14 protein-coding genes and 1 pseudogene are annotated in these 20,427 nt (G+C 56.9%); 6 read left to right on the top strand and 9 right to left on the bottom strand.

Annotated elements, in window-relative coordinates; genetic code table 11:
* From FFI94_RS33040 to FFI94_RS33025, 4 genes are all read right to left on the bottom strand, one after another.
* Positions 1 to 2,910, bottom strand: a complete 2,910-nt coding sequence (locus tag FFI94_RS33040) for a DUF1156 domain-containing protein (protein ID WP_138874064.1) — start codon at positions 2,908 to 2,910, stop codon at positions 1 to 3.
* A 14-nt stretch (positions 2,911 to 2,924) separates the two neighbouring features.
* Positions 2,925 to 3,401 carry a hypothetical protein gene (locus tag FFI94_RS33035; protein WP_138874063.1) on the bottom strand — a complete coding sequence of 159 codons (477 nt, stop codon included), beginning with the start codon at positions 3,399 to 3,401 and terminating at the stop codon, positions 2,925 to 2,927.
* The gene (locus FFI94_RS33030; RefSeq protein ID WP_138874062.1) at positions 3,398 to 6,667 is read right to left on the bottom strand and encodes an ATP-binding protein; all 3,270 of its coding nucleotides are present in this window, start codon (positions 6,665 to 6,667) and stop codon (positions 3,398 to 3,400) included. The genes FFI94_RS33035 and FFI94_RS33030 overlap by 4 nt, the downstream gene beginning before the upstream one ends.
* A 100-nt stretch (positions 6,668 to 6,767) precedes the next feature.
* Entirely contained in the window at positions 6,768 to 6,971 is a 204-nt protein-coding gene (locus FFI94_RS33025) for a hypothetical protein (protein WP_138874061.1), read from the bottom strand.
* A 637-nt stretch (positions 6,972 to 7,608) separates the two neighbouring features.
* On the opposite strand from FFI94_RS33025, the pseudogene FFI94_RS33020 reads away from it, so the two are divergent.
* Positions 7,609 to 10,536, top strand: a pseudogene (locus FFI94_RS33020) (TrlF family AAA-like ATPase); the annotation flags it as partial.
* A gap of 495 nt (positions 10,537 to 11,031) precedes the next feature.
* On the opposite strand, the gene FFI94_RS33980 reads toward FFI94_RS33020, so the two are convergent.
* On the bottom strand, positions 11,032 to 11,193 hold the full coding sequence (locus FFI94_RS33980; RefSeq protein WP_185993505.1) for a hypothetical protein: 162 nt from the start codon (positions 11,191 to 11,193) through the stop codon (positions 11,032 to 11,034).
* 272 nt (positions 11,194 to 11,465) lie between these two features.
* On the opposite strand from FFI94_RS33980, the gene FFI94_RS33015 reads away from it, so the two are divergent.
* Entirely contained in the window at positions 11,466 to 12,314 is an 849-nt protein-coding gene (locus FFI94_RS33015; RefSeq protein ID WP_221937827.1) for a DUF6602 domain-containing protein, read from the top strand.
* Here the strand turns inward: FFI94_RS33015 and FFI94_RS33010 are convergent.
* From FFI94_RS33010 to FFI94_RS33975, 3 genes are all read right to left on the bottom strand, one after another.
* Entirely contained in the window at positions 12,309 to 12,815 is a 507-nt protein-coding gene (locus FFI94_RS33010; RefSeq protein WP_138874059.1) for a hypothetical protein, read from the bottom strand. The two genes, FFI94_RS33015 and FFI94_RS33010, sit on opposite strands and share 6 nt — an antisense overlap.
* Positions 12,812 to 13,960 (bottom strand): ImmA/IrrE family metallo-endopeptidase, encoded by a 1,149-nt coding sequence (locus FFI94_RS33005; protein WP_138874058.1) that lies wholly within the window; start codon positions 13,958 to 13,960, stop codon positions 12,812 to 12,814. The genes FFI94_RS33010 and FFI94_RS33005 overlap by 4 nt, the downstream gene beginning before the upstream one ends.
* A gap of 248 nt (positions 13,961 to 14,208) precedes the next feature.
* A complete protein-coding gene (locus FFI94_RS33975; protein ID WP_185993517.1) occupies positions 14,209 to 14,403 on the bottom strand; it encodes a hypothetical protein in 195 nt (64 codons plus the stop codon).
* Between FFI94_RS33975 and FFI94_RS34900 the strand changes: the two genes are divergently transcribed.
* Positions 14,324 to 14,677, top strand: coding sequence for a protein NO VEIN domain-containing protein (locus FFI94_RS34900; RefSeq protein ID WP_397495604.1), 354 nt, complete (start codon positions 14,324 to 14,326; stop codon positions 14,675 to 14,677). The two genes, FFI94_RS33975 and FFI94_RS34900, sit on opposite strands and share 80 nt — an antisense overlap.
* A 432-nt stretch (positions 14,678 to 15,109) precedes the next feature.
* Here FFI94_RS34900 and FFI94_RS33970 read toward each other — a convergent pair whose 3' ends face one another.
* Positions 15,110 to 15,760 carry a hypothetical protein gene (locus FFI94_RS33970; RefSeq protein WP_185993503.1) on the bottom strand — a complete coding sequence of 217 codons (651 nt, stop codon included), beginning with the start codon at positions 15,758 to 15,760 and terminating at the stop codon, positions 15,110 to 15,112.
* Between the two features lie 419 nt (positions 15,761 to 16,179).
* On the opposite strand from FFI94_RS33970, the gene FFI94_RS32990 reads away from it, so the two are divergent.
* The 3 genes from FFI94_RS32990 to FFI94_RS32980 all read left to right on the top strand — a co-directional run bounded on the left by FFI94_RS32990 (position 16,180) and on the right by FFI94_RS32980 (position 20,186).
* Positions 16,180 to 18,057 (top strand): DUF2075 domain-containing protein, encoded by a 1,878-nt coding sequence (locus FFI94_RS32990; protein WP_138874056.1) that lies wholly within the window; start codon positions 16,180 to 16,182, stop codon positions 18,055 to 18,057.
* Between the two features lie 107 nt (positions 18,058 to 18,164).
* Entirely contained in the window at positions 18,165 to 19,028 is an 864-nt protein-coding gene (locus tag FFI94_RS32985) for an HNH endonuclease (protein ID WP_138874055.1), read from the top strand.
* Between the two features lie 225 nt (positions 19,029 to 19,253).
* Complete coding sequence (locus FFI94_RS32980; protein ID WP_138874054.1) at positions 19,254 to 20,186, top strand: HNH endonuclease; 933 nt, start codon at positions 19,254 to 19,256, stop codon at positions 20,184 to 20,186.
* Positions 20,187 to 20,427 lie beyond the last annotated feature (241 nt).

The following is a 20,427-nucleotide window of genomic DNA, read 5'->3' as shown; positions in this document are numbered from 1 at the left end:
TCAGTCGTCCCCAAACAGTGAACCTTGCACCGCTGGTGCGGCCAGGTCCTCTGTCTCCGGCAGCGTGATAGTCGGGAAGTACAGCGTGCACAAGGTATCCAACAGACCTGCTTCCGGAATGATCCAAGCTCCCTTCGCTCGTGTGCGTGGGATCGCGTTGACGAGCCCCTGCACGGTAGAGATGAAGGCCGAATCGGCTGTAAATCCGTGTCTGTCGAGGAACCGTTTGGCGGCTGGCATTCCGTCGATTTCGGCTATGTAGAGGGCGGTGTCGACGGCGTCGATCGTGAATTCGAAGCTCGCAGCTTCTGGCCGTACCCCGGGAAGTTCACTGTCCGCATCGCGGCGCAGTCGTTCGCTCGGCGCGAGCAATGTAACGCTGCCAGCCTTCTTTGTTACAACCTTGGCCCGCTCCAGGTGTTCTACATCGACACCACCAACAGCGAGCGCCAACAGCCGAGCGGTGTCATACGGAAATTCCCGGGCCCCGAAGATATCCCACGAAAGGAGCACGAAGTCTGTCATATCGTCGATGTGCGCGACCTTCCCTACCAGTCGGGAGCGACGGAGCTGGACAACCTCTTCGCGGGCCAGGTTGAGAGCATCTTCTGGGCGCAATAGCTGGTCTTTACCATCTGAATCCGGGACGGACGAATACACTGGCCAGCTCTGCGAGATCACAGACAGAGTTGGCCCATAAGTGGAAAGCAGCAAATCCACACCATCGATACCGTCATACTGGAATCGACGCGCGGCAGCCCTAGCGGCGTCGCGGATATCCTGCTCGATGTCATCGAGATAGACTTTTGTCGAACCCCCTGGGACATCGCGTTTGCGACAAACCAGCATGATCGTCGACGCCGCGGAGTTCATGTTCGCCTGGTGCAACGAATTCTCGAATTCAGTATTGACTGGCCATGAGGTTTCGATAGTGAAGCCAGCCTGCAACAAACTCATACCGAGCGTGTTCCACGCCTCAGCACGCTTGTGCGTGAACATCACTGATAGGACGCCATCGACACGAAGCACTCTGTGGGCTTCAGCGAAAATAGCGGTCATCTTGGTCTCGTAGTCCAAGTCCGCCAATTCCTTCTTCCTACGTCCCATAGTCTCGAATCGGGACGGGTTTGCGACAGCTTCATTCTCCTTGTCTGTGAGTGAATCGCGGAAGAACTCCGGAATCAGTGCCCCAAGGGTCCCCTTCTCCCAGACATAGAAATAGTCGGCCAACTCTGCGTACATGACGTTGTCGTAATAGGGCGGATCCATACAGACATGTGCGATGGACCCGTCAGCCCATGGCACGCTTGCAGCATTCCCTTGGGTCACCTGAACAACGGACCTGTTCGATACAGCGTCCGCGATCAAAGTCGACGAACCCTCAGGCTCGAACATCGCAGATAGGTCCCGATAAGATTTTAGTGCCTGACTGAGAGCCCACCCATAAATGTCGTGCGCACCTTCCATCTCCGCGAAGGACCATTTCATGGCGAAGTTGTGACTGTCGAAGACGCTACGCATCCGCTGGTAGTTGACGTTCCATGACGATAGCCGAGAATTCCAGTTAAGCGCCTTTCCTTGCATTGCGGCCAACTCGAACAGGACGGCATCACCCCGCTCCACACCGAGATCTTCGTGAACCTCGGGAATCATGTTCCGAAATTCCGCGCCGAATGTTCCATGGACGAGAAGTTGACGCGATGTAAAGAAGTCTGACCACCTAGGCATTCCGTACATCACTGGCCGCATATCATTACCATGCGGGAAATCCTCGGTCGGCAGGATTCCCTGCGCTTCCCATACCGTTCGCACCTCGGACAGTCGAGCATTTGCAGCCTGCAAAGCCTCAAGGTCTTCTTCTGTCGGCGCTCGGAAGTCTGTATCCCCGTTGGGTTTCGAAACCACTACTGCATACAGAACCTGACTCATACGGCCAGCTTGCGCTTCCGTCTTGATGTACTCACTGTCTACTACGAGGTTATCGTAGGGGCTGATACCAGTACCTCGAGTTATTGTGCCGGATGCCGCATCTGTCTTGTCTATCTCAATTCCACTGACCACCTCGAATACAGGCTCACCGAGAAGGGTTCCATCTCGTTCGGTGGTCATGCGAACAGCGACTTCTTGCCCCTTGCCCTTTCGCAGCCACTTGTCACGCATCAGAGGAATAAGCCGGCCAGTGCGAGGACAGCTAACCGCGTTCGCCCAGATATATCGAGTGACCTTCTCACCCGGCTTTGCAGGGAAAAACTCCTCCAGCTCGCGCGTGACTCGCCCAACAAGAATATCGCCCCACTTTTTCAGCGGCGCATTGAGCTCGTCTCCGTGTATCGCAGGCAACGCAACGCTCGCGTGCAGGACTGATGCCGCGACACCATTGAGATCGTTCGCCAATGTCGGAAGACCAAGACGAGCAGAAGTGAAGGGAATACTTCCACCACCGGCGGTTGGGTCTGCGACGGCTGGCAATTCGCCCCAGGTCCAGATGAGAACAGCATGAAGGAGTGCGCGATCAGACTCTTCTGGCGCGTAACGGTACGCCTGCTTGTAGGTAAAAGGATTGTGCTTCAGTCGAGTACCCGCAAGAGCGGCTGCCTCCTTCTCTGCATGCGCAGCAAGTACATCTCCTCGAATACCTACCAGGTAAAGGAGCCACTGACGGTATTGCAGCTCGGACTGAACCTGATCCGATTCAGGAAAAGCTGCGGCCAAATCATCCGACCAGGAAGGCATAAGACCACCTAAAACAACAGCTGCCGACGCAACTAGGGGACGTCTCGCCCACCAGATATGTAGATAGGACAAGGGCGGCAGGGCCGAGGACGCTGCCCGTTCACGACGAGACTCAATGCCGAGTTCTGCGACGGGGAGCCAGTCTTCAATGAGGACTCGGGGCTTGGTGTTGGTCATGTCCGGCTTTCAGTTCAGTCGTCTGCGAGGAGTGTGCGAAGTGCCTTGCGTGCGCGAGAGGCTTCGGTGCCGATGCACTTGGAATACCAGTAGTAGGTTTCCTCGACGCTCATCGCGTTGATGCCAGCGACGATCGCGCGCACTCGTGCATGTTTTGCGAGGGGCTGAGTAGTGAGGAGGATCAGTGCGAGTCGCACACCGTCCACTTCGTGGATTCGGATCGGGGTCTTGCGCGTGAATGCGAGGACGCTAGGCGAGTGCCCGGAGCTGCGGGCGGCGGCGAAGACAGCGTCAGTGATCCGGCCGGTCTGCACGGGGGTGGCGGTAACGACGTGAGCTGAAAGTGCATTGCCGGCCTCACCGTAGGTTTCCTCGAGGACGAGGCCGTAGAAGTCGTTCTTACCTGGAACGACGGTAATCCGGAAGGCACGCGTGGCACCAACTGCTGCGAGGGGGCGAATTCGTGTGGCGGTATTGGTTCGGGTGCTCATCGGGTCACCTCGGCAGTCATAGTGGTCTGCTTGATCTGAAGGTTCTTGATTACGGCGTGGATCTGGCTGATGTCGGCGGTATCAACATCGACAGGCGGTTCGAAGACGACTTCGAGGGTTATGTCACCGGCGATCTTGGCCGCGCCGGATAATGCCTTCTTGACGTTGCCGTACGCGCTCTGGAAGTCAGCTCGCTCCGCTGTGCCACCGAATCGAAGTCCACCGGTGAGATTCTTGTACTCGGCAACCAGAGTGCTCGTTACAGTGATGGAGAACTTAGGCAACATGCCCAGTGCTGCGACCGCCAGGTCGATGTCCCCAGTGCCCTTCGCCTCGTCTGCGGTGGCTTTGAGAGTCAACCGAGAGACTGTGCGAATCGTGAAGTCTGAGACCTGGTCGACAATCTTCTGAAATGCGGTGCCGCCGGGACCAGACGCGGTGAACGTCTTGCTATTGACTGTCCGGGTCGGCACCTCAACACCTGCGGCGTCGGCATCCGCGCGCTGGATGATGCGCAGCGTGTCGAGTCCCTTTTCCTTCAGTGCGCTCGGGGTCAGTGCGCGTACCCCTGGTTCCGGGTCGGTGTCGAGAACGACGAACGACTTGTAGTCACTGGCCTGCACCGCGGTGGCAAGCAGTTCAAGAACCTCAGCCTTGGACGGCTCGCCGCCGCACTCGACGTCCAGCAGAGCACGGAGCGCGGCGCCGGTCGTTGCGGTTTCGGGGAGGACTGCACGCAAATCAGTTTGTGTTGGCTTGCGGACGAGCAGTCCCCGATTCTGCGCCTCGGCCGCTGTCATGATCTCGGCATCACTACTGAATCCGATGCTCATACCTGCCATTGCGTGCGCGGTATACGCCTTGCCTGAAGACCCGTCGTAGTAAACCCAGTTCTCATTCTTTATGCCGTTGGTGATGGCCTCACGCAAGAGCACAGGGTTTCGAACAATCGGCGAAGCATGGTCCATCCAGAAGTAGTCCACGATCGCAGCAGTGGTGACGGACTCGACTTTCGGCCAAGTCTTCGACCGCAGGAACGAAGCTGTGAACGATTCCCGCCGGATCTTGCCCTCATCCTCGAGGAGCGCGATCACCGCGGACGTCGCATTCTTCGTATCCCCCTGAACCTGCGGAGGAAGCTCCCTATGCCGCAAATGGCCGTTCGACTTATCACTGGTCGGGAAGTAAATGTGCTTGTAGCAGCGGTTCACCGCGATCCGCGCTTCGAGCGACGCCTGCTTCTGATAGGCCTCGATCTTCTTCCGCACCTCGGCGCTGAACTGGCTCAGCCTGGTGGTATCCGCAGCAAGGATATCCGCAGCGATCAACGCACGAGCCCGATCCTTGAGTGCGTCAATCTGATCTTCGGCGGGGACCGCGAAGACAACACCATTGCGGTATTTGCGGGGTGAACCAACGGTTCCAGTTTTGTCGAGCATCTCGACCAACAAACTGGGTGCTGTGTCTGAATCTTTGACACTCACCGTCAGGACGCGGTAGTCGAGCACCGCAACGCGCAGGCTGGCGTGGTCAGGAATGTCGACGGCACCGGATGGGAAGTGGATCGGGTTGACTCCACCATCGTTGGAGAACGCGCGGTGGATCAGGTCATCGACGATGGCTGCGACGCGAGTGTTCGCGACATTGCGTTTCTCTGCCTCGATAATCGCATTGACGTTTGGTTCGACGTTGAAACGCCACCGTGCTCCGTCGTACGCGAGGTGCCAGAACACCTTTTCCGACTCGGTCAGTGCCTTCTCGAAGATTGTGGCATCCTCGCCGGGGCGGAGAGTGCCGACCAGCCAGTCGTTACGGCCGGCGCCTGCGTTCGATTTCATCTCCAACGAGTGTGTAAATACCGTTCGTGCGACTCGGGTCGCGTACCGCGGTTTGCCGGGGAAGATGTCGGCATCGACCGATACCGCGTGGGAGTTTCGGCCGGCGAAGTCGCCGATCGCTACGGAGGAGAACTCCCCGCGTCCGAGCCCGTCGGTGAGGTGGTTGAGTACGGGTGCATCGGCGTAGTCGATGTCGCCGACATTGATGATCGCAGTGTCGTCGCCGTCGCGATAGATCCCGGCTACCACCTCCGCGAGGAGCTTAAGCGCACCGCGAGCTCGTTGGAACTGTGGGATGTCGCCGAGTCGCTGGTCGAGGACCCGGACAAGTTCGGGGTGGAACGGGTACGACTTGGCGACCTGGTCGCCGTAGGTGACCGGCTGTTCTGGTCCGCCGGCAAGAATTTCCGTCTTTCCGAGGACTTCGTAGAACTCCCGGTATGCGTCGCCAGCGGCGCGGGCTGCTTTCTGGTCGACGGTTTTGAACAGGCGGGTCTTGAGGATCTCGCCGATTTCGGTGTCGTCGGCGGGTTTGATGACGGCAGACGGCTGGACCGCGCGGGCAAGGACGTCCGCCGTCTCAGCGACGGCACCGCTCGCGGCGGAAGCGGCGTCATCGAGAAGATCCGTCATCTCCGTGGTTTCTTTGCCGAATGCGTTGGTCGAGGCAGCCAATGTGATGATGACGGAGACTCTGTTCGTCGGGTCGGATGCGACCTCGAACAGGTTGCCGAGGAACACGGCGATGGCCTTGGCCATGCGCCGGACGTCCTCATTTCCGGACGAGGTGACCTGCCGGATGTACTTGGCGATCTCGTCGATGATGACAATCGTCGGCTCACCCCCAAATGCAGCCTTGATCGTTGCGGTCCCAGGCGCAGTTCGCTCCTGGTCGCTGGCCGCCATCGCGGTGAAGGCATCATCACCGATCTGGGCCGCCATCTCACCCCAGAGCGTGAAGGTACGGTGCCCGTTGGTGTCGACTCCGGCGACCGGATCCAACGCGTCACCGACCAGTGCTGCGATCTTCACAGGCAGGTCAGGCAACAGTGAAATATCAACAAAATCACCAAGATTGACAGGACGTGCACCCTTCGCAAGGTGATAGACGGCAGTCAGTCCATGAGTCTTTCCACCACCGAACGAAGTGGTGGGACGCAGGACACCATTCTCTCCGGCTACACCTTTCGATCCCGATACCCGACCGAACGTCTTCGTAAGGAGAGTGCGCAAACCACTGGTCGCGTAAGTCTGCGCAAAAAACGCGTCTGGGTCCCCATATACCGGGTAGTGATCTGCGTCACGGACAACCTTGTCGAGCTGAGCAGCAAAGTGATTGTCGGCAAGTCCCCCACTGACGACATCATCGCGCGGCTCACACACTGCGCGCAGCGCCACCAACCCTGCACTGTCACTACTGATTGCCATCTACTGCCCCTCGTTCATTAGCTCGGTTTGATCAAGTTTTGTGGACGTCGTCTGCCGGTAAGTGCCGTTCGGCGCTTACCGGTGTTTCGGCATAACACGTTCAGCTGTCGTCCCCGAGAAGCGGTATTTCGCGTGCGATCCGCCGGATATACTCGCGCGAGTACCCCGTCCGCCGGACAAGATCCACTTGCTTCTCACCACTTCCGAGCGCAGCTCTGATGGCCTCATGAAGGGCATCGCGTGTCGCCTGTAGTCGCTGCTCCGCGCGGCGCTGTTCGGCGAGCGCCTTAACGACCTGATCCATACGAGAAGGGTACAACTGTAGGCCAACTGCTGTTTGCATTGGATACCGACATTCCGCACTGGGACCGCCATGTGAAGTGGCAGGCATAGTTGATGCATCAGGACACGGCCTCGAACAGAGAAACAGTTCTGATAATCACGACCACCCCGCCGATACCGCAGTTAGCGCCCGACATTGGACATCACCGATACGACTCGCTCCGCCAAGCGGATCGGAGTTTCATTGCGTTCGTCGAGGAGTCGATGGGCAAGTCCCGTCCCTCCAACGAATACGTGCGTATCGGCGGACATCGGACAGCGTCGCCAATTTCCTCATAATTTTCGCGAGGAGGAAAGCTCTCGTCTTTTTCAGACACATGCGCCTTGGCCGATTCTGACTCAAGTGTCGCCCTATCTTGCCTGACATTGCGAGGAATTAGATCCGCATGCGGCGGGCAGTCCAAATGGATGAACAGGGTAGTCGATTCACCTCCTAGTTGACCTGAACATCTAAGGTCTCATAAGTCCGCATTCGCCAGGGAGGAATTTAACTTGAAAACCTATCCGCGTGGGTCCGAGTGGAGGATGTGGGACCTCCACGTCCATAGTCCCGATTCGATTGTGCAGCATTATAGGATCAGGCCGACGACCGATGGCCTAGATTCATCGATGAGTTGGAGGCTCTCCCGTCGGACATTCGCGTTCTTGGGATAAACGACTACTGGTTCCTTGACGGATACCGCAAAGTACGGGCAGCGAAGCAGGAGGGTCGACTTTCCAATATTGACGAGATTTTCCCTGTCGTCGAGGTCCGGTGTGACACGTTCAGCGGCAGTGAAGGTGCACTGAAGCGACTGAACCTTCATTTGATCCTCGACCCGTCCCAGCCGGTCGACGACCTTGAGGGGCAAATTAAATCGATACTCCGCGCGCAATACCGACTCACTCCTGACGATGCCCTTGCCGAGTGGAATGAAGTTCCTACAAGAGCGTCCATGGAACGTTTGGGACGAAGAATCGTCGAATCGACCCCTGAAGAGAAGAGGGCGGAATTCGCAAACAAGACCGACTTGGAAATCGGGTTCAACAACCTCAACGTTTCTTTTGACGGTGTGGTCCAGGGGGTTCAGGGCAACACATATCTCCGTGAACATGTGATCCTTGCGCTCGGCAAGATCGAATGGGAGAACATCAAATGGAACGCAGCTTCAATTGCACACAAGAAAACCCTCGTCAACAGCGTCCACGCGGTCTTTACTGCTGCGAAGACGAGAGAGTCGTTCGATAAGTCGTTAGCCTCCCTCAAGGCTGCTAAGGTGCGGCACACCCTGTTGGATTGCAGCGATGCCCATACATGGTCGGACTCTGACTCACCCAATCGGTTGGGCCAGTGCTTTATCTGGGTGAACGCTGACCCGACGTTTAAGGGTCTCCGACAGGCGCTTCAGGAGTATGACCAGCGAATCACAGTCACTGAACGTCCCGTCGTCTTAACTCGCCTCGCGCAGTCCCCGCGATCAGTGATCACTGATGTGACCCTCCGCCCTATCGATAGTGGGCCATCCAATCCATTGTTCTCGTCGACCACTCCACTGAATCCGGGTTTCGTAGTGGTGATCGGCAACAAGGGCCAGGGGAAATCGGCCCTACTGGACAGCATTGCTCTCGCAGCAAACAGTGACCGACAGGAGGATTTCTCGTTCCTCAATGGCCAACGATTCCGAGCAATGGCAAGTACCGCGAGCCAGTATGAAGTAGAGGTCAAGTGGGTAGACTCCTCGAACAACGTCGTCGGCCTGAACGATCCCTTTTCTCACGGCTCTCCGATCCGCGTCGACTACTTGCCTCAGTCACTTATCGAGAAAGTGTGGTCAGCAGATCCAAACAGCCAGACCAGGCAAGAGTTTGAAGCCGAGATCGAGAGAGTCGTCTTCAGGCACATTGACGACGAAACTCGCGGTGCGGTAACGAACCTCAAGCAGCTACTGCAGAGCCAAGGTGTGGAACAGCAAACTACATTACAAAAAGAACGCGCCAAAATCGTAGCAGCAGCAGAGGCGCTCTCGGCGCTGAATCGGCGCCGAGCAGAACTCGAAGCACTGGATCTTCCGGCTCGCGAAAAGTCCCTAACGGAACGTCTGACCGAAATAGAGTCGAAGCTGCAATCAATCAGGGTGGAGATCGATTCCGGCGGTACGGCGGAATCGCAGACTCAGGCAGCAGAACTCCATAGCGCACAGGACAGCTCACAGGTAGCTACAGATGCCATAGATAGCATGAGGCAACGTCAAGAAGCAATAACCAGCAAAATTGATGAGGCGAATTCTCTTCGAAAACGTTTACGCGCGCTGATCAACGATGCTCAAGCAGTTGCAGAAGATCTAGCCCAAAAGGTCGGTCTCGCCCCTGACTCATTGTTGAAATACAGCTTCGAGGAACCTGCCGTCGATGCTTGGATTAGTGAATCGCTTCGCGAGCAAGCCGGCATTGAACAGTCGCGAACCGAATCCGGTGGACTCGATAACCAACTCGTTGTTGCCTCCCGCCATCTCAAAGAACAGCAAGAATTGCTCCTATCTCTAAATGAGGAGACACTGGCGATGATGACACACCAGTCTGATCTTCGGGCGCAGGCTGAGGGCCTTCGAGGTACACCTGCGGAGCGAGAGAGCCTTCGGGGAATCGAAGCACTGCTACTAGAGCTCCGCGAGATCCCGGCCGCTATCGCGGCCGAGGAGTTGGGCTTGCGCAGCTCATCCCATGAAGTACATAAGGCACTGTCCTCCATCAAGGATCTGCAGCGTGCTGCATACGAGCCAGCAACGCACTTCGTGGAATCCAATGATCTAGCAAAGAGCGTGCAGTTAGCCTTCGATGTCGAGTTCCGAGTCCGAGAATTCGCTGACAGTTGGTCCAGCATGGTCAACCGTCAAAGGCTTGGTCAATTCCATGACATGAGTCGACAAGACCGCGACGAACAGATCATGCGCGGCGTAGATCTTGACGACGCTGAGAGTTTGCTTGCTGCCCTGGACACGATGGTGGATCAGCTGGGACGGGAAGGTGGAAAGATCGACGGCGACACGCGTTCTCTTGACATCATCATGCGAAGCGGACATTCGGCAGCGGATCTTCTGTCTACGATCTATAGCCTTGACTGGCTTAACAGCCAGTACGTCATTCGTGCATCTGGCAAGGAATTGTCAGAGCTATCACCTGGCCAGCGAGGCTTGGTTTTGCTGTTGTTCTATTTGTTGGTCGATAAGTCGGAACGTCCACTCTTGCTTGACCAGCCGGAGGAAAACCTCGACAACCAGACCGTTCGAAACGTGCTCGTTCCTGCCCTTCAAGAAGCCGTACGGCGGCGGCAAGTCATTGCCGTCACTCACAACCCGAATTTTGCTGTCGTCGGTGATGCAGACCAGATTATTGTGGCCGCATTCGAAGGCAGCTTCGGCTACCGAGCTGGATCACTGGCTGAACTAAATATCGGCCAGTCAGCGATCGATGTGCTTGAGGGCACCCGCGCAGCGTTTCTCAGTAGAAATGTTAAGTACACAGACGTTGTCGGTAAGGACGTCGTGTAGTCGGGCGCCTCTTAATTCATACGGACAGCTGCGGTCATGAGCACACGGGGTGCTAATGACCTGCGGCGAACGACGCGCCCCTCCCGTTTCTGGCACAACCTCGGGAGGGGGCGGTTGGACAGCCGTGTTCGTTAGCTCAGGTGGTGCAGTAGACAACCAAAAGACTTGCCCCGCACGCCCAGGTCGTTTCCACCAATGAACGTGTATAGACGACAGGGGTTCGAATTAAATACCGCATAAGCGACGCCTTCCTCGGCCGATTGCCAACCAGCTTCTCCACCCTTCCGGGCCAGACACTGAGCAGACGCACGAGAGCAAGGACCATCAGCGCCCAAACCAGATCACACCACCGGTACAGTTCCACTGATCCCCTGAACTAACGAACTCAACCAAGTATAGCGACCAGGTCGATGTAGCCAGCGTCACCGACCGCGCAGTGCCGCCCGGCCGAAGTGGGCCGTGGTGCCAAATTCAGCTTGGCCAGCCTTCAGTCACTCACAGTCCCAATCGGGAGTGGACGGCGTCAATTCCGTCGTCGTACGAGTTGACGTAGCGACCGGACCACCCTGATGGCGCGAGTCCACCGCCGGGGTCGTGGACCATGAACACCACGTCAGGGCGACCGCAATTGAACGCCGCGCATGTGGTGTAGTCCATTGTTATCTCCATGTTCCGATGTTCTGGTTGACATGATGGGTGGGGCGATCAGGGACGATCGCCGAATCCTTCAAGTAGTCAATGCTCAGGCGCGTAAGGCACATTGTCCGGACGGGTGGCTGGTTCGGGCTGCATTGTGGGCCCAGGATGATCCTGGCGTCAACTAATATGTCCATCCGTGCAATTCGCACAGCCAAGCTGAGCTGAGGTTGGCTGGAAGCATCATCAATGCCTATTGCGATGTCATACGGAGGGTATGTCATGGTTTACCAATGGAAATCTTAGAAGAGTACTGGTCCGGCGTGCTTCGCAGGCTTCAAGCGGAGGTAGAAACGTTCAATCGGCTGATCGATCATCAGGGAGAAAAGGGCCGGGAGAATGAGCTTTCTCTCGCTCGTGTATTGGAGCGGCTAATACCTCCAAAGTATGGAGTAGGATCGGGACTACTCATCGATTCCCATGGCAATTACTCGAAACAGATGGATATCGTCGTGTATGACGCCTCCGAAGAGCCCGCTATAATGGCTCAGACAAATCAGGTTCTATTCCCGGTTGAAAATGTTCGCTTGTGTATAGAAGTGAAGACCACAGCCGATAAGGGCGAGATCGAAGATGCGGTAGCAAAAAGGAAGAGTATCCTCAGGCTTAATTCTCGTGGTGCGCATCCATCCTTCGCATTTGTCGGATATCAGGCATCTCAGACGGCCGCAACAATCGCTAAACATTTGCAATCTGGAAGTGTAGAAGATCGATTGGATTTCGCATGCATTTTGCAACTCGGCATGTTCGCATCTAAATTGGAATTCGCGCCAGGGTCCCCGGATGAATCGAAAGACTACATCGTAGGCGTGACGCCTCTACATAATCGAGAAGGTAAGGACAGGATTTCTGGTTCATACATGGAACCCCCCGAGGATGGAGATCCAGCCGCTTCCGATATTTTGCATGACGGCAACCAGTATCCAATTGTAGATATTTCGGGAACAGATTTTGTATGTGAGCCGTCCCGTGCGCTTCTTCTGTTTTGCGAGTCAATGCTAAACTTGCTGTCCGTCCGGGGCAGCCGGTCAGTATTTTCACACTATCTGACGGATGTTGGCCGGGAGATTAAAACCTTATGAGAGGTAGTCTTCAAGTCCGAGTCGATAAAATGCATCACGAGCGCTGATGAGGGTCCAAGACGCAGCATCGCATAGCTGCTCCATCGTCGGGGATAAGGGTCCCTCGCCGAGATCTTCCGAAGCAATCGCAAAATTTCGATCCTCAGCGGCATACTGACATGCCAAGCGTCCCACATTTGCGATACTGGGCTCATTGCCGGAAATGGTATCAAAACCGTCTTCGAATCCGCATGATTTGACATGCGCCATCAGTGGGCGCATGTACTTTATATCGGCTCGAAATGGTGTTAGTGCGGCTCTTCCCAAACCTGCAGCCCATCCGGCTACTTGTTCACCCCTGGCAGTAACTCCCAGATCAACGGCTACTTCGCGCGGAAAGCATAAGGCGGACGTCTCTACCTTAATGGTCATTTCCTCCAACAGACTAAATTCTTTCTCTGCCGTCGTGAGAGTTGGCATCATTTGGAGTGCGCTTGCATCTGCAATTATGAAAGTTGTCACGCGTCAACGCCTGCGGACGAAAGTTGCTGCACGTGATTTAGTTCTTTTTCGGAAACGCTAAGAAGTTCGGAAATCTGTCGGCGCCGAAGTAACCCCTTTTTTTCGGCTCCGAATAGGTTGTTAATGAACTCGTGACCGTACTGGTCGACCCTGATGACTGGCCTAGTACGTTCCTGCCCCGGCGTGTAGCGCCCGCCTGAACTTTTCTTATCTACGGTAGCTGTGTTATCCACTAGACTATATAGGCTTCTACTGGCTAATCCGAGTCCTTCAAGCCGTATAGATGCCGCCCTCATGCTTACCCGAAAATGATTCTTGATCGTAGTTACTTGCTTGATTTCGGATACTATTACGGATCCGAATTTCAAGTTTTTGTACTCGACAAAGGCACGTTTCGGCATCAAAAGTGCCGCAGCGACACGGTTGCAAAACCTCTCGATCCCTTTTTGCGATCCGTTTGTTCCGCACACGGCATCTTCACCTAGGCATAGATGAACTAGTTCATGCGCGTAGGAAAAAAGACGTGCTGGATGAGGGTCGCGCGTATTTGCAGCAACTAGGGGCGCGTAGGAGTGATGAAGACTAAATCCCCTAGTGGCATTCTCATCTAGAGTGAGGTTAAGCGCTAGAATTCCTTTGGCTTGAAGCGCGTTGCGAAATTCTTTTGCAGTCGCAGCTTCTGTGCCTCCAGTTTGGGCACTTGTAGACCAATCAAGCCATACTTGAATGATTCCGGCAGCGATTTCTACGTCCTGAGAAGCGTTAATCTCGGGAAGTGAAATAGGATCCTCGTTACCTCTTTGTCGAATCCAAGCGTGGGTTTTTTGGACGCGTCGGGCGAGTTTGATTCCCTCAAGAGTTTGAGGGCCCGGCCGACCGTTCGACCCCGCGAAGTGTCGAAATTCCGCTGGAGTGGGTTGCTTTTTTGGTGGACCTTCCAGGAAGAAGAATGATTCAGGGCGCGACAGTGCTTTGGCTAGGTTCTTGAGTTGTTTTGTCGAAGGCTGTGAATCTTCGTACATCCACCCCCGTAGCTGCGCCTCGGTGGCTTCCACTCGGTCGGCTAGCTCACCGGCAGACACCCCAGCATCGCGGATCGCCCACTCCAGAACGGAGCCTGTGATGGGCGCGTATGCCACTGCCATCGTCTGGCTCCCTCCGTGTTGTAGTTGAGGACGAATTTCTCGAACCTATATCATCGTCCTCTGAACTGCTCTATTCGATGGCGTGATTCGGTTTGTGCGTGGAGTCCAACGGTACCGAAATAGGCAAAGTATTCGCAGTGAGTTGAGATCAGAGACATGGCTGGACTCACCGCTGGAATCGCTGTTTGTGTCGAGAGACCCTGGTGGGACGGTCCTGTGAACTCGGTTTCACCCGTTCTGGCGACTGTTCACTGAGCATCCATCTGGTCAGTGTGGTCGCGGATCATTCGACGAAGGCTGGCTCGCACCGCAATGAGATCGCCTTCGGCGACACTGGTCTGCTGTTTGTACTGGTCGCGTTCAGTGGAGACAGCCGAGTTCTCTTGGCGAAGATGTTCGTTGGCGGTGGTGAGTTCGTCGATCCGAGCTCGTAAGTGCTGCACCGATGACGTCGAAGATGTCGGCGCACGCAACCTCGGCCGGGACCTTACCTGCATTCACGCTTCCGGAGGCATCCGCCGAGTGGAGGTCAAGGGTGTTTCAAGGCCGACCCCGTCTATTCTGCTGACCAGAAATGAGGTCCGTTCTGCCCATGAGGACGAGAACTGGGAGCTCGCAGTGGTGACTCGAGCTCTGACGAATCCGACGCTCGCGGTGTATCCAGCCAGCGAAGTTCTCGAGCACGCAGAGAGCTTCGTCTATCGAGTCGACTTGTAGGTGGCGCCCACCGAAAGGGCTTTCGGCAACGGACTACCGACGCAAGCAGCTCCATTACTGCGCACAGAAGCCAGTGTCTACGAAGGCATTCGAATTATCCTCCCCGAGTTCATATTTAAGGTACCCGGCGAGACAAGTCATCAGCGCCTGACAATCGACGATGGCGGTTGGTCCTCGCGGCTTACTATGAGCGAACCAACCACCAACGATCACCTACCACGACATCTGACGACGCTCTTGCCGCGGAAAGAAGCCCAACTCAACTGCCTTGGCGAGACAGAGACCTCCCACGAAGTGCACCGCGTAGGAGGACATATGTGCGAGGCGTGCAGTAAGTCATTTCGAGGACCATGCCCTCCTACTTGGATTGCAGAACGACGTCGGATCAACGCTCGAAACGACGATCACGAGACCGGACTTTTGTATTACGTACTACGGCAGGGTATGAGGCTTGATGTCTTCGCTCGAGCCGATCTGCAATTCCGTGTACTTACGGCTCGACCCTCGACTGAGGTCGACAGGGTACCGCTGCTCGTTCGCTGCGAGTTTGGTGCCGGCTGCGTCAAGAACGTCGACACCGATGACCTTGGCAAGGACTATCAATGATGTTGCAACGGCACTTAACCGGTGCGCCAACTTCACCTCGGTCATTCGCGACGGCAACGCTGTGTGTGTCGATTCTTCCCATTGGAAGACTTCGAGAATGAGGCCTGTTGATCCATTCAGTCTGCACACCGCTTGAGCAAGGGAAGCTGGAGTTCCGGAAATCGGATGTGGTTCCGAAGTCTCGGTGCGGGACAGAGCGAGGCTGAATGCTTCGGCCGGATCGAGAGACAGGACATCGTAGAGTCGCAGCAGATAGAGCGCGACGTCGCCCACTTCGTTCCGCAACCGTGTGTGGGTGGCACTCGTGAGCTCGATAACGCCGGTGCTGGTGTCGAAGAGTGGGTCGATTTCGAGACAGAGTTCCCCGACTTCCCCACCCAACGCCATCGCCAGATTCTTTGGTGAGTGAAACTGTTCCCAGTCCCGAGCGATCGCAAAGTCACGCTGCGCTGAGATCAAATCGTCGAGAGGGTTCACGACGTGCCACTGTACTTCGGTCGGTTCTCAGCGCCGCCATTGTTGTGGTGGACGCGGTGGTCGGTTCGCCGGCCGCGACGCGGAAGCGCACGTCATTCGTAGCTTCCGAGGAGCCATTGTGCTCGTTTCGGAACGGAAACACGGCACGCTAAGCCGGCCGCAGACATCGCACACCGGCTTATCTTCCATGATCGTTGCACTCGGGCAGAGACGAACTGGGAGCGATCCAGTTCAGGCGGCCGCAGTGGCGTAGGTCCTACACGAGGTGTGTACCCCGCGGGTGGCCCCGGTGACTGAAGAACGGCCAGGGCGTTCGACTAGATTGTTCGATGCGGCCCGACGGACTTCCGCTGTGATTCGCAGCTACGGACATGCCCCCACCCGCACGACTGGATTCGTGCTGCCTTGGGGACCTGACCGTGACGTTGTTTCGTACGACCGCCGACAAGGTTGTCGGCATGCCTCACCCTGAGTTGTTGGCTGAGCAACTGCAGGACGCGGTGCGTTGTCGTACCGGTCACGGTGTGAGCGAAACGGAACTGAAGTCTTGGTGTGCTGGCCTCCCTGGGTTCGCACGCGATCTGGCCGATGCCGGTCTCGGTGGGGTCGACATGCTTGTCGAGTATCAACTCCCGTTGACGTCGCAGCGTGCTGACGTCGTACTCGCAGGGACACATCCTGATACCGGAGCACCATCGTATGTCGTGTTCGAGCTCAAAGGGTGGTCGGCGGCGCATCCCTACGAGGACAGCACTGATCTCGTGGAGACTCCCGAGCTTCCCGGTCGCCCCAGATTGCACCCTCGAACTCAAGTGCAGGGGTACTGCGATTACCTTAGCGATTTCGCGACTGTTCTCGCTGATCAGCCGGACCCGGTGGCCGGCATCGCGTACCTGCACAACGTGACCGACCCCGGAGCCGTCACCGAGCTGCGTTCATCATCGACTGGGCACACCGCCCGCCTGTTCACCGCCGCAGATCGCGACGACATGCTCTCCTTCCTCCGAACACGTCTGAACCCGAACAGCGGAACCGATGCGGGCGATGCACTTCTGCATTCCCCGACCTCGCCGTCACAGCAGCTCCTCGCCGTTGCCGCTGCTGAACTACGCGAGCGATCGCAGTTCTACCTCCTCGGCGAGCAACAATTGGCAGTGGACTTGGTACTTCATGCCGTCGAACATGCCCGTGGCCTCGACACCAAGCGAATCATCGTCGTCACCGGCGGTCCTGGCAGCGGTAAGAGTGCCATCGCCCTGTCCCTCGTCGGCGAGCTCGCCCGCCGCGGCAGCACTGTCCTCCATGCCACCGGCTCACGGTCGTTCACCCAGACCCTGCGCAAGGTGGCCGGCGCCCGCGCTCCCCGCGTGCAGAAGATGTTCAAGTATTTCAACCAATTCATGACAGCTGAACGCAACGGCCTCGACGTTCTCATCCTCGACGAGGCGCATCGGATCCGCGAAACGTCCGTCGACCGCTACACCAAAGCCGAACTGAGAACCAACCGCCCTCAGATCGATGAACTGATTTCCGCCGCAAGGGTTCCCGTATTCCTGCTCGACGAACATCAAGTGGTTCGGCCAGGCGAGATGGGCTCCCTCGAACAGATTCGGCGCTATGCCAAGACTTTGGGACTTGAGACGCAGCACGTCCATCTGGGAGAACAGTTTCGCTGCGGCGGCAGTGAAGAGTACGTGCAGTGGGTCAAACGCCTCCTGCATCTCGGCGACGAGAAACCCTGCCAGTGGACTGGCGATTCACGCTTCACTGTCCGAATCGCTGACACGCCACAAGAACTCGAGAACCTCCTCTCCCTACAACGAGAGCAGGGATACTCTGCGCGCATGACAGCCGGATACTGCTGGCCGTGGAGTAACCCGCGCAAGGACGGTGCACTCGTCCCTGACATCCACATCGAAAACTGGTCCAAACCGTGGAATAGCAAAAGCGACAGGCGAATAGGTGATGCTCCCCCAGCACCGTTGTGGGCAACCGAGAACGGTGGATTCGAACAGGTCGGATGCATCTACACAGCCCAGGGATTCGAATTCGACTGGAACGGCGTCATCATCGGCCCTGACCTCGTGTGGCGCGACGGCAAGTTCACAACTGTCCGCACGGCGAACCAGGACCCCGACCTCCGTAACTCCACGAAAATCAGCGATATGCGGTTCGACAAGCTGGTCCGCAACGTCTACAAGGTGCTGCTCACCCGCGGAATGATCGGCACAGTCATCTACTCCACCGACGAAGAGACGAGGAACGCCCTGCACAACTTGGTAAACGAAAACTACTGAACCACTACACAACTGAATAATCACACGACACATACGAGCACGGCCCGACAGGCTTCCGCTGCAGGACACGCCTCCACCCGATGCGAAACGGGATAGGCGCATGAGCGTTGACTGCATGGGTACTGGTCATATCGAAGGACTACCCGGACCACTGGGACTTCGCACAACAAGACGGATTTTGGGACACCAGACCACGAACCAAAATCGAACCAGGCGATGACATCTTCTTCTGGATGTCCGAAACCGGCCTCATCGGATGGGCCCGCGCCACATCCGCAACCTTCAAACTAAACGCCACCCATCCGCCTGCACACTGGCACGACGTCGCCACCGGCAACTACCGGTGGCGATTCACACTGCAAACACAAAGCTCAACGCCGCTGCAGACCCCCCGATGGAAAGAACTGGCCGCCGCAACGGGCATCACCGTCCCGGCGAGCAACGGACGCATCGAAGTGAAAGACCCCGCCGGGCAAACGTACCTACGCGCTCTGTTCAAGCAACTCCTCGAACCCGATCAACCGCTGCCCGGTGGTCCACGCACCTACCAGCCCGGCGACGACCTCCGCACATTCGCACAACGCGACGTCGCGCAGCGACGAGGACAAGCGCAATTCCGAGACTCCTTGATCGACGCCTACAACGGCAGCTGCGCCATCACCGGATCCACAGTGCTCACCGTCCTGGAAGCCGCACACATCGACCGCTATCACGGCGACCACACCAACCACGTCAACAACGGATTGCTCCTTCGCTCCGACCTCCACACCCTGTTCGACTTTCAACGCATCACCGTCGACGAAAATCTCCATGTCCGAGTAGCGCCAGCACTACTGGAAACCGAATACGGCAGCCATAACGGTATGCCGTTGAAACTGCCTGCAGACCCGAACCATCACCCCGATCGTGACGCACTGCGCCGCCATCGCGAAAGTTGCAGTTGGGCCGTTCCCGAACCAACCAAGAACTGAACCCCAGCCCAACGCCGGCGAGTTCGGCTGAGGCAGCGATCATTGTTTGTTGTTCTCGTCGCCCGAATCCGCTCCCCCGGAGGGACTCCCAAAAGAGCGTGGGCGTCTCCTCTGAATTCCAGGGCGTTTCGTTCCCGAAACCGCCGGGGCATGCCGTCGATGTCAGACTTCACCCGTACAGTCGTCGCAGATTGAGATCGATCCAGAAAGACTAGAGGCGCAGGGATGGGCGAAGCGCGGGCGTGGGTATTGACCTCAGCAGTCGAGGGCGAGCGGAGCTGGCACGGGAACGATGGCTACGCCGACGTACTGGGGGTCCGGTATCTGTACGACAACGACGTGGCGTACTACAAGCAAGCGTCGGTCGGCGACCTAGTCATCGTTCGGGAGTCGAAAACTGTATTCGGCGTATCCAGGATTGACACAATTGAACACGCACCGGGCGAGAAGCTCCGCCGTCGCTGCCCCGTCTGTGGAAATGCCAGCGCGGAGTTACGAAAACGAACCAACGGCTATGCCTGCGGCAATCGGCGATGCAGCGCCCGTGCAATCGAGCCTGTCGAGCGATACGAACCTGTCAAGAAGTATGTCGCGAGTTACGGAATAGGCTGGCGGGCGCTGGATGGTGCAATCTCGTATGCAGATCTCGAACCTCATCTAAGCGGCGCTTCGCAACACTCGATCCGGCCGTGTGACATCAAGGAGTTAGAGAAGCTCCTTGGCGATCTGGGTGTGTCCGTTCCGCCCGCGCCGGCCGGTGAACTCGATGTCAAAATACCTGGTGGCAGGCGCGACAGTCGAACGAAAGCCCGCAACGGTCAGAATGAATTTCGGAAGGCTCTGTTGCAGAAGTATGGATTGCACTGCGCGGTCACCGGTCCCTGCCCCGCAGAGGCTCTCCAAGCAGCACACCTACGCCCGTTCGCTGAGCACGAGACACACAGTGTCGGTGAGGGAATGCTGCTGAGGTCCGATATCCACCAGCTGTTCGACGCCGGCCTGATTGCAATCAATCCGGTAACTATGACGGTCGCAGTCGCCCCTACCCTTACCCAGTACACGGATTATATGAAGCTTGAAGGTGCAAAAGTGGGATTGAACTCGATAGACGTAGAGCTCCTCCAGCAGCACCATGCCGAAGTATCTGCTCTGTGGTGAGAGAGTTCGCCTCAGTTGGGCCTAGCGCGTTGTGACAGCATGCGAAAATTGCCTTGGGCGCAAGCCGTCGGGAGTTGCTCACTACTGGAGTCGATATGGGTGCAGATCTGGTCCCACCGCGGACTACGGGCGCACGGGTCATTGACAGGCCCTGCGCCTTGGCCAGGCGCACCAACTACGCCGCGGCAGCGGCTTCAGGGGAGGGCTCGGCCCTCTTCTTCGTCACATCTTCCAGTGTCGT

Source organism: Rhodococcus sp. KBS0724 (assembly GCF_005938745.2).
Lineage (GTDB): Bacteria > Actinomycetota > Actinomycetes > Mycobacteriales > Mycobacteriaceae > Rhodococcus_F.
The sequence above is the reverse complement of the archived record's forward strand: the minus strand, read 5'-3'. Positions and strand labels throughout refer to the sequence as shown.

Bases quoted from the DNA above. Each gene is read 5' to 3' on its own strand.
- FFI94_RS33040 (WP_138874064.1), bottom strand. From the start codon at position 2,910: ATGACCAACACCAAGCCCCGAGTCCTCATTGAAGACTGGCTCCCCGTC.
- FFI94_RS33030 (WP_138874062.1), bottom strand. From the start codon at position 6,667: ATGGCAATCAGTAGTGACAGTGCAGGGTTGGTGGCGCTGCGCGCAGTG.
- FFI94_RS33025 (WP_138874061.1), bottom strand. From the start codon at position 6,971: ATGGATCAGGTCGTTAAGGCGCTCGCCGAACAGCGCCGCGCGGAGCAG.
- FFI94_RS32980 (WP_138874054.1), top strand. From the start codon at position 19,254: ATGGGCGAAGCGCGGGCGTGGGTATTGACCTCAGCAGTCGAGGGCGAG.
- FFI94_RS33035 (WP_138874063.1), bottom strand. From the start codon at position 3,401: ATGAGCACCCGAACCAATACCGCCACACGAATTCGCCCCCTCGCAGCA.
- FFI94_RS33015 (WP_221937827.1), top strand. From the start codon at position 11,466: ATGGAAATCTTAGAAGAGTACTGGTCCGGCGTGCTTCGCAGGCTTCAA.
- FFI94_RS33005 (WP_138874058.1), bottom strand. From the start codon at position 13,960: ATGGCAGTGGCATACGCGCCCATCACAGGCTCCGTTCTGGAGTGGGCG.
- FFI94_RS33980 (WP_185993505.1), bottom strand. From the start codon at position 11,193: ATGGACTACACCACATGCGCGGCGTTCAATTGCGGTCGCCCTGACGTG.